9 protein-coding genes are annotated in these 9,522 nt (G+C 59.5%); all 9 read left to right on the top strand.

The window, feature by feature from the left end; all coding sequences use genetic code 11:
* Positions 1-6: 6 nt before the first annotated feature.
* Positions 7-1,488, top strand: coding sequence for a type VI secretion system contractile sheath large subunit (gene tssC, locus DBR30_RS04495; protein ID WP_033114641.1), 1,482 nt, complete (start codon positions 7-9; stop codon positions 1,486-1,488).
* A gap of 6 nt (positions 1,489-1,494) precedes the next feature.
* The gene (gene tssE, locus DBR30_RS04490; RefSeq protein WP_108541581.1) at positions 1,495-1,926 is read left to right on the top strand and encodes a type VI secretion system baseplate subunit TssE; all 432 of its coding nucleotides are present in this window, start codon (positions 1,495-1,497) and stop codon (positions 1,924-1,926) included.
* Between the two features lie 3 nt (positions 1,927-1,929).
* Positions 1,930-3,696, top strand: coding sequence for a type VI secretion system baseplate subunit TssF (gene tssF, locus DBR30_RS04485; RefSeq protein ID WP_108541580.1), 1,767 nt, complete (start codon positions 1,930-1,932; stop codon positions 3,694-3,696).
* Entirely contained in the window at positions 3,660-4,658 is a 999-nt protein-coding gene (tssG, locus tag DBR30_RS04480) for a type VI secretion system baseplate subunit TssG (protein WP_042053054.1), read from the top strand. Before tssF ends, tssG begins: the two co-directional genes overlap by 37 nt.
* A gap of 39 nt (positions 4,659-4,697) precedes the next feature.
* Entirely contained in the window at positions 4,698-5,933 is a 1,236-nt protein-coding gene (gene tagH / locus DBR30_RS04475; protein WP_108541579.1) for a type VI secretion system-associated FHA domain protein TagH, read from the top strand.
* Positions 5,933-6,448, top strand: a complete 516-nt coding sequence (tssJ, locus tag DBR30_RS04470) for a type VI secretion system lipoprotein TssJ (RefSeq protein WP_019444945.1) — start codon at positions 5,933-5,935, stop codon at positions 6,446-6,448. The genes tagH and tssJ overlap by 1 nt, the downstream gene beginning before the upstream one ends.
* Positions 6,449-6,450: 2 nt before the next feature.
* Positions 6,451-7,785, top strand: a complete 1,335-nt coding sequence (tssK, locus tag DBR30_RS04465) for a type VI secretion system baseplate subunit TssK (protein WP_108541578.1) — start codon at positions 6,451-6,453, stop codon at positions 7,783-7,785.
* A gap of 23 nt (positions 7,786-7,808) precedes the next feature.
* Positions 7,809-8,588, top strand: coding sequence for a type IVB secretion system protein IcmH/DotU (gene icmH / locus DBR30_RS04460; protein ID WP_181363483.1), 780 nt, complete (start codon positions 7,809-7,811; stop codon positions 8,586-8,588).
* A gap of 20 nt (positions 8,589-8,608) precedes the next feature.
* Positions 8,609-9,522: AAA family ATPase (locus DBR30_RS04455; RefSeq protein WP_146181354.1), on the top strand; the 914-nt coding region annotated here is incomplete at its 3' end.

Here is a 9,522-nt window from a genome sequence, read left to right as displayed (position 1 = left end):
AAAAACATGTCTTTGGTCGAAGAACAGGTTCAAGCGGGGGCAGCCGTCGCCTCCTCGTCCTCCCTGCTGGACGAAATCATGGCGCAGGCTCGCATCACGCCGGTGGATGAGGGTTACAGCGTCGCCAAGCAGGGCGTTGCAGCCCTGATCGCCAATATTCTGGATAGCGGTTCCACTGCAGAGCCGGTCAACAAGGCGCTGGTTGACAGCATGATTGTCGAGCTCGACAAGAAGCTGAGCAAGCAGATGGACGTCATCCTGCACGCCAAAGAGCTGCAGGAGATGGAGTCCTCCTGGCGCTCCCTGAAGCTCTTGGTGGATCGCACCGATTTTCGCGAGAACATCAAGATCCAGGTGCTGCACGCCACCAAGGAAGAGCTGCTGGAAGATTTCGAGTTCTCGCCCGAGATCACCCAGTCCGGTCTCTACAAGCATGTCTATTCAACCGGCTACGGTCAGTTCGGCGGTCAGCCGATCGGTGCCGTGATCGGTGACTACGCCTTTACCCACAGCTCGCCTGACATCAAGCTGATGCAGTATGTCAGTGCCGTCGGTGCCATGGCCCACGCCCCCTTCATCTCCTCTGTCGCCCCCGCCTTCTTTGGCGTTGACAGCTTCACCGATCTGCCCTCCATCAAGGATCTGAAATCGGTGTTCGAAGGACCGGCTTACACCAAATGGCGTTCCCTGCGTGAATCGGAAGATTCCCGCTATCTGGGTCTGACTGCGCCGCGTTTCCTGGCCCGTCTGCCCTACGATCCGACCGAGAACCCCATCAAGGGCTTCAACTACAAGGAAGATATCAGCTCGGATCACGACCACTACCTGTGGGGCAATACTGCCTATCTGATGGGCACTTCCCTGACCGACAGCTTTGCCAAGTACCGCTGGTGCCCGAACATCATCGGCCCGCAGAGCGGTGGTGCCATCCACGATCTGCCGGTGCACGTCTATGAGGCGATGGGCCAGCTGCAGGCGAAGATTCCGACCGAGGTGCTCATCACCGACCGTCGCGAGTATGAGCTCTCCGAAGAGGGGTTCATCACCCTGACCATGCGCAAGGACAGCGACAACGCCGCCTTCTTCTCTGCCAACTCGGTACAAAAGCCCAAGGTGTTCCCCAACACCAAAGAGGGCAAAGAGGCGGAGACCAACTACAAGCTGGGTACCCAGCTGCCCTACATGTTCATCATCAACCGTCTGGCGCACTACATCAAAGTGCTGCAGCGCGAGCAGATCGGCTCCTGGAAGGAACGTCAGGATCTGGAGCGCGAGCTGAACGGCTGGATCAAGCAGTACGTTGCCGATCAGGAGAACCCGCCAGCAGACGTGCGCAGCCGTCGTCCCCTGCGTGCAGCCCAGATCAAGGTGCTGGATGTGGAAGGCGAGCCGGGCTGGTATCAGGTCGCCATGGCCGTGCGCCCGCACTTCAAGTACATGGGGGCGAGCTTCGAGCTCTCTCTGGTAGGTCGACTGGACAAGGAATAATGACCGATGCCGTATCTCTCTTCCTGGGATAGAGGAAATACGGCCAGTCTGTTTGATCGCATCAGGGGGGAGGGGCAGAGCCCTTCTTCCCGTTCGGAAATTGATGAACTGGTTGAGTCTGTCAAACGGCAGCTCGAGCAGATCCTCAACACCCGTCCCGGCAATTGCCGCAGTGCCCCTGATCTTGGCGTCATTGATCTCAATGATGCCACCCAGGGTAGTGCGGACATCAAAGGACGGATCCGCGAGGCGATCCGGCAATGCATCCGTCGTTATGAACCGCGGATCATTCATGTGGATGTCCGTTCACCCGACCATCAGGCGAGTCCGCTTGAGATGTCGTTTCAGGTGACGGCCCATGTGCGGCTGGAGCATATCGAGCAAGTTACCTCGTTCAACGTCCATATGGACAGTCACCGTCACTACCGCATGGTCTGATCAATGTCGCTGGAACATTACTTCAGGGATGAGTTGGCTTTTTTGCGCCTGCAAGGGCGCGAATTTGCCGATAGCTATCCCGAACTCACCCGCTTTTTGTCGGAGCAGAATACCGACCCTGATGTGGAACGCCTGCTGGAAGGCTTTGCGTTTCTTACGGGCAACCTGCGCGCCAAAATCGAGGACGAGTTCCCAGAGCTGACCCACGGTCTGCTCAATATGCTCTGGCCGAACTATCTGCGACCCGTCCCCAGCATGACCATCATGCAGTTTTCGGTCATTCCGGGTGCCATTGCCCAACCGGCACTGGTCAGGCAGGGTTGCCAGCTGGACAGTTTGCCAATCGACGGCGTGACCTGCCATTTTCAGACCTGTCACGATGCCTGGGTCTATCCGGCCGAAATGCGCCAGATAACGGCGCAAAGTGGCAACGATCTCTCTACAATCTCGCTCGATATTGCGCTGCATGCACCCCTGCCACTTAGCGAATTGCAACTGGACAAGCTGCGCTTTTTCCTCGGTGGCGACAGCTACACCGCGTATGAGCTCTACTTCTGGCTCTCCAACCAGCTCTCCCATATCGAGCTGGAGATCGACGGCAAGCGCTTTCGTCAGGAGGCCAAGGCACTCAAATCGGTCGGCTTCGAGCGCGACGATGCGCTGCTGCCCTATCCGAATAATGTCTATTCCGGCTACCGGATCCTGCAAGAGTATTTCTGCTTTCCGGAGAGCTTTCTCTTCTTCGAACTCTCCGGTGGTGAGTGGCCCAAACAGCCGCTGCCGGTGAGTGAATTCAAAATCCATTTCTGTTTCGACCGGCCCTTGCCGGCGGAACTCAAGATCCGTCCAGACTCTTTCATGCTCAACTGCGTGCCGGCTATCAATCTGTTCCAGCACGACAGCGAGCCGGTCAATCTCAACGGCCGTCAGGCGGAATACCCGCTCAAGGCGAGCTATCGCTATGCCGATAGTTTCGAAATTTTCTCGGTGGATCAGGTTGAAGGCTGGGTTGAGGGCAATATGGGCCGCTCCCGCGGTACGCCACGCATTTATCAGCCGTTCGAAAGTTTTCAGCATCAGATTGAGCGGGCCAAACAGCGGCTGGCGCTCTATTACCGGGTGCGGGTCAGGGAGTCGGTGAGTGGTGATGGCTTCGAGCACAGTCTGTCGTTTGTGCGGGGGGATGAAACCACTACGGTCGATCTGGATGAATCCATCTCGGTGACGCTCACCTGCACCAACCGTTCCCGCGCCGCCCGCCTCAAGGTGGGCAGTATCTGCGTACCGACCGGCAGTTCACCGTCGTTTGCTACCTTCCGCAACCTGATCCGGCCGACCCGGCCGCTGCGTCCGGCACTGGATGGCAGCCTGCACTGGACCCTGATTTCCAACCTGTCGCTCAACTATGTCTCTCTGTTGCGCCGGGATGCCCTGGTGCAGGTGCTGCGTACCTATGACTTTCCCGCTTTGCACGACAAGCAGGCAGAGCAGGCGTCGCGCAAGCGGCTGGCGGGGATCGAGGAGATCGAGACCAAGCCGGTGGACAGGCTGGTGCGCGGCATGCCGGTGCGGGGGCTCAAGTCGGCGCTCTCCATCCGCCAATCCGCCTTTGGCAGCGAAGGGGAGCTCTATCTCTTCAGCACAGTGCTGGCCCACTTCTTCTCGCTCTATGCCAGCGTCAACGCTTTCCACCTGCTTGAGGTGGTCAATCTCGATAACAAGGAGCGCTATCAGTGGCCAGTCCAGATCGGTCAGCACTCCCTGATGTGAGTGCCGCCAACGAGGCGCCCCGTTTCAATTTCTTCCAGCTGGTTGAGCTGCTCAACCGGCTGGACGGTGCCGATCAGGAGCGTGGTCTCGACCACCTGCCGAGTGACGAAAATATTCGTTTCAAGGCGACTGCATCACTGGGGTTTCCCACCAGCGACGTGCTGCAAATTGGTCGTGACGAGAAAGGGCGTCACGAACTGGAAGTGGCCTTTCTGGGTCTGCACGGTAGTCAGTCGCCGATGCCGGGGTATTACCTCGACTCGCTGGCGTGGGAGTACGCCCAGGGTGAACAAAAGCTCGGCCTTTTCCTGGATTTCTTCCACCACCGCCTGCTGACCCTGCTGCACCGGATCTGGCGCAAGTATCGCTACCACGTCCGTTTTCAGGATGACGGTGAGGATGGGTTCTCCCGTCTGATGTTTGCGTTGGTGGGGCTTGGCAACGATGCCGTCTGTCAGAGTTTGCCGGTCAACCGCGCCAAGATGCTCTCCTATGCGGGCATGCTGGCCAGCCCCAGCCGCTCTCCCGAGGTGGTCGCTGGTCTCGTGGCCCACTGCTTCGATCTGGCGGATGTGGAAGTGAGTGCCTGGCAGTGGCGCAAGGTGCCGATCCATCCGGAGCAGCAAAACCGCCTGGGCGGTGCTTGCGCCACTCTGGGGCACGACTTCGTCATCGGTGACAAGGTCAATGATTGTGCCGGCAAGTTTTTATTGAAAATCAATGATCTGAGTTTTAGCCAGTTTCTCGGATTTCTCCCGAACGGGGAGCATTTCCACGCCCTGGTGACCTTTGTCTCCTTCATCTTGCGCGATCAGCTGGCCTGGGATCTGCGGCTTGGCTTCGGTCAGGAGCAGGCCAAGGGGCTGAGATTGGGGGAGGAGCAGAGTGCCCGTCTGGGGTGGAGTACCTTTCTCGGCCAACCGCCGAGTGACCCGTTCGTGACAATCTGTGTACAGGAATAAGCACAGAAATTCAGTGTAGGAATACGTGCAGGAGTGAATGTGGACGACTTTAACCAGCAACTATCTCTGGTGGTGCTCAACAGCGAGCAGCTCGACGGCAGCCAGCAGGTGCAATATCGCTTCGACGAGATGGGGGGAACATTGGGCTCCTCCGAACAGGATGACTGGCAACTGCGAGACAGGTTGGGGGCGGTGATGCCAGCCCATGCCCGCGTCGAGCTCAATGACGGTCGTTTCTGCCTGTGCGATCTCAGCGGCCAGACCTACATCAATGGTGCCACCTCGCCCATCGGGCGGGCTCGCAAGGTCAACCTCGAGCAGGGTGACGAGCTGATTGTCGGCCCTTTTCGCCTGAGAGCCTATCTCGGTGCCATCTCCCCCGAGCAGAGTTTGCAGCAGGTGCTGGGTAACCGTCCGACCGAGCAGCTTGATGAGTGGCTGGCCAGCGATCCTCACCACACCCAGACCCTGGATGACCCACAGGCCTTGGGGGTCGACCCCCTGCTGGCATTGCAGCAGGAGCGTGCGGCCCCAAGTCCGTTGGTGGATGCTCGCCTGCAGGCTCAACCGCAGTTTCAACCGGATATGGACACCGTATCCTTCGCTCCATTTTCAGCCGTCGAGAACACCATGAACCAAGAATTTCTGGATATGCCCACCATCGAGAACCACCCCGACTTCCAGCCACTGGAGGGCGTTGATCACGTCGCCCTGACTCCGCTGATGCGTGGTCTTGGCCAGCCGTTGCAGCTGCAAGACACCCAGCAAGCCCACGACATGCTCGAAGAGATGGGCAAGACAGTGCGTGCCATGGTGGAGGGGTTGCTGCAACTGCAAAGCGATCAGGCTGCGCTGGCAGACAAGCACCTGCGCCCCATCGAGGACAACCCGCTGCGCCTTGGTCTCGATTATGACGAGACCCTGGCGGTGATGTTTGCCGAGCAGAAGAGCCCAGTGCACCTGACCGCGCCTGCTGCGGTAGCCGAGAGTCTTCGCAATGTACGCATTCACCACGTGGCGAACCAGCAGGCTATTGGCGCTGCGCTTGACAGTATCCTGCAAGCCTTCTCGCCCGAGGCGTTGCTCGGTCGTTTCGAGCACTACCGTCGTACCGGTACCCCGGGTGTGGCCGATGAAGGCTGGGCCTGGAACATGTACCAGCACTACTACCGCGAGCTCACCTCCGCCCGTCAGCAGGGGTTCGACAAGCTGTTCCATCAGGTTTACGCCCAGGCGTATGACCAGGCCGTGCGTCAGCAACAGGGACTTATTTGATGATACGTGCACTGTGGTTTGGGGCCTGTCTGCTGGCCCTGGCCGGTTGTACCACCATGGGCAAGATGGCCGATGTGGCCATGAACCCGGATATTCAGGTGGGGAGCAACGATGACCAGCCCTCCACCCTGGGGCTCAGCCTGTTGGCAGAGCCTGATGTCAACCCCAACGAGAGCGGGGAGGCGGCACCCATCGAGTTTCAGGTGGTGCTGCTGGCTGAAGATTCCAAGCTGCTCGCTACTGACTATGACCAGGTGACGGCGGATGTAGAGAAGGCCCTTGGCAAGAACTACCTGGATCATCAGGACTACACCCTGCTGCCCGGCCAGTTCAAATACCTGCCCCCCGTCAAGCTTGACGAGAAGACCCGTTACATCGGCGTGATTGCTCGGTACGCCGATCCGGACAGCGCCGAGTGGCGCAAGGTCATCAAGGTCAAGAGCAAGGGAACGGCCTATCAAATTCTGGTGCACCTGCGCCTGGATGAAGTGGAACTACAAAAAGAAGAAGAATAATCATGTCGAGTCGAAATCGGGTTATCTGGCGTGAAGGGCTCTTTATCAAGCCCCAGCACTTCCAGCAACAACAGAGACATTCAGATTACGCGCTGCACGCGCGTTTGAGCGCGCTGTCCGACTATTTCTACGGGTTGCAGTCGCTTTCCATCAACGAGGATTACCTCGGCTTTGGCCGCATCGCGCTGGTAGGGGCCACCGGTATTCTGCCGGACGGCACCGTCTTCAACATCCCGAACGATGATGTGCTGCCGACCCCGCTGGAGATCACCGATGCCTCGGTGGCCAACCAGAAGGTCTATCTGGCGCTGCCGCTCTCGGTGAGCGGGGTCAACGAGGTCAATCAGGGGGGGCAGGTCGCCACCCGGCTGCAGGCCCATCGCCACGACGTGCGCGATCTGCACAGTGAAGGGGGGGACGTGGTTTCCCTCGAAGTGGGTCGGGTCAGCTTGCGGTTGATGCTGGAGCGGGAAGATCGCAGTGCCTACGCCTCGCTCGCCATCGCCCGCATTCTGGACAAACGCCCGGATGGCGGTCTGGTGCTCGATCCCAACTTCATGCCTTGCAGTATCAGTGTCTCTGCCATTCCGACCCTCAAGCGCTTCCTCGGCGAATCGACTGGGTTGGTTGCCGAGCGGGCTCGCAGCCTCTCCCAGCGCATCGCGGCGCCGGGTCAGCAGGGGGTGGCCGATGTGGCCGAGTTCATGATGCTGCAACTGCTCAACCGGGCTCAGCCCCAGCTCTCCCATCTGGCGCGTCTTGGCACCCTGCACCCCGAGCGGTTGCACGAGGCGCTGGTGCAGCTCTGTGGCGAGTTGATGACCTTTACCGACGAGTCCCGTCTGCCCCCCGAGTTCCCCGCCTATCGTCATGACGATCAGCAGGTGAGCTTCGAGCCGGTGATGTTGGCCCTGCGTCAGGCGCTCAGTACCGTGCTGTCGCCACGTGCCGTCTCCATCCAGCTGCGTAAGCACCAGTACGGCGTCATGGTGGCCATGGTCAACGAGAGCGAGTTGATGCAGAGCGCCGATTTCGTGCTGGCAGTGCGTGCCCGCATGCCGCAGGAGCAGCTGCGCAAACAGTTGCTGCAGCAGACCAAGGTGGCGTCGAGCGACAAGATCCGCGAACTCATCAGCCTGCAGCTGCCAGGTATCCCGCTGTTGCCGCTGCCGGTGGCGCCGCGCCAGTTGCCCTATCACGCCGGTTACAGCTACTTCCAGCTCGACCGCCAGAGCCCTGCCTGGCAGATGCTGGCGGTCAGCAACACGCTCGCCTTCCACATTGCCGGCGATTTCCCCGAGCTCGACATGCAGCTCTGGGCCATCCGTAGCCAGTGATCGCATCAAGGAAACAAGCAGAGATGACCACGGACATTATCAACAACGAGCAACTGAGCGACCTGCTGTTCGATCACGCCGAGCAGCTGGACATGGATTCGGACTACTGGTTCCGCCTGCGTGGCCAGAGCATCAATCCGATGATCGATGCGGTGACCCCGCTGCTGGGGCTGGTGCAACGGGTACGGCTGCTGTCGCGCTACGATCGGGTGCCCGAGCTGTATCAGCGGGTGGTGACCGAGATCCAGGCCATCGAGCAGGAGTTGATGGCGCAGGGTTACGAAAACGGCGTCGTCCTCTCGTTTCGCTACATCCTCTGCACTTTTATCGATGAGGCGGTGATGGGCCGCGACTGGGGCAGCCAGAGCGAATGGTCCCAACACTCCCTGCTGGCCAGGTTTCACAACGAGACCTGGGGCGGCGAGAAGGTGTTCGTGCTGCTGGCGCGTCTGCAGGAAGATCCGGTGCGCTATCGCGACATTCTGGAGTTCATCTATCTCTGCCTGTGCCTCGGTTTTGAGGGGCGCTACAAGGTGATGAGCCAGGGGCGTGACGAGTTCGAACGCATCGTCAAGCAACTGCACAAGCAACTGTCACTTGAAAGTGGCGGTGAGGCACCCAGCGTGTTTCATCTCGATCTCGGTCAGCAGGCGTCTCGCTACCAGCTGCGCAAGCAAGTCTCCCTGCGCACCCTGTTTATGGGCGGCGCGCTGATCCTGGCCATCATCTTTGGCCTCTATCACTACCAACTCAATAACCAGACCCAGGACGTACTGCGTCAACTGGGCGAATTATTAAAATAAATACTTAAGGAGAGCACGCCTTGATTCGTATAGAGCTACCGGTACTGGTGGAAAGACTTAACCCCATCTGTCGTCACATGCTGGAGGAGGCTGCGGCCCTCTGTGTCAATCATCAGGGCGCCGAGATCCGCATCGAGCACCTGCTGCTGAAAATGCTGGATACCCCCCTCAGCGATGTGCGCCAGATCCTCAAACGGGCCGAGGTCGAGGTTGAGGAGTTAAAGATCCTGCTGCAACCCTCGGCGGCCGATAACGGTTATGGTCAGGGTTATCCCTCCTTCTCGCCGCTGTTGGTGGAGTGGCTGCAAGACAGCTGGCTGCTCGCCTCTGCCGAGCTGCAACATGGCCAACTGCGCAGCGGCGTCATGCTGCTGGTGCTGCTGATGACCCCCCAGCGTTACCTGCCGGGGTCGGTGACGCGTTTGCTTGCCAACATCAATCGCGAGCTGCTGCGCCAGCAGTTCGACGAGTGGGTCAAAGAGTCTGCCGAGACCCAAGTTACCGTTTCTGCCAACGGCACAGCTACTCAGGCTGCATTGCCCGCCGATGCCAGCCTGTTGGCCCGCTTTACCGTCAACGTCACCGAGCAGGCCCGTCAGGGAACCCTGGATCCGGTGCTTTGCCGGGATCACGAGATCGATCTGATGATCGACATCCTCTCCCGTCGCCGCAAAAACAACCCCATAGTCGTGGGGGAGGCGGGCGTCGGTAAAAGTGCCCTTATCGAGGGGCTGGCCCTGCGCATCATCGCGGGTCAGGTGCCGGAAAAATTGCGCGATGTGGAGCTGATGACCCTGGATCTCGGCGCCATGCAGGCCGGTGCCTCGGTCAAGGGGGAGTTCGAGAAGCGCTTCAAGGGGGTGATGCAGGAGGTCAAGGACGCCGTGCGACCTGTCATCCTCTTTATCGATGAGGCCCACACCCTGATCGGGGC

Source organism: Aeromonas sp. HMWF017 (assembly GCF_003061465.1).
GTDB classification, from domain to species: Bacteria; Pseudomonadota; Gammaproteobacteria; order Enterobacterales; family Aeromonadaceae; genus Aeromonas; species Aeromonas veronii.
This window is presented reverse-complemented; position numbering and strand designations above follow the sequence as displayed.